Below are 356 nucleotides of genomic sequence, written 5' to 3'. Positions count from 1 at the left end.
CATCTGGTGCGCCCTGAAGGTCACCCCGCTGACCGACTACGGGGTGGACGTCGGCGCGGCGGGCAGCGGCGGAGGCGGGGGCGCGGACGGGGACACCGGCGTCAACGGAACGGCGGGCACCAGCGGCTCCGCCAGCACCCTCACCGCGTCCGCGACCAACACCACGCTGCTCACCGCCGGCGGCGGCGGAGGGGGCGGCGGCGGTGGCGGGGCCAGTCCCACGACCCCCGGCGCCCCGGGCACACCCGGCACGGGAGGCACCGGCAGCTGCTCCACGGGCGGGGTGAACCTGTCCGGAGACAACGGCGGCCCCGGCGCCACCGGTGCCACCGGCGTCCCCGACGGCATCGTCGGCC

General features: G+C 78.9%; 1 pseudogene. It reads left to right on the top strand.

Going from position 1 to position 356, the window contains the following annotated elements:
* Positions 1–356, top strand: a pseudogene (locus VR44_RS36765) (hypothetical protein); the annotation flags it as partial.

It is taken from the genome of Streptomyces katrae (assembly GCF_000966975.1).
Taxonomy (GTDB): Bacteria; Actinomycetota; Actinomycetes; order Streptomycetales; family Streptomycetaceae; genus Streptomyces; species Streptomyces katrae.
Note: the sequence above shows the minus strand (reverse complement) of the source record. Positions and strands in the feature narration are given on the sequence as shown.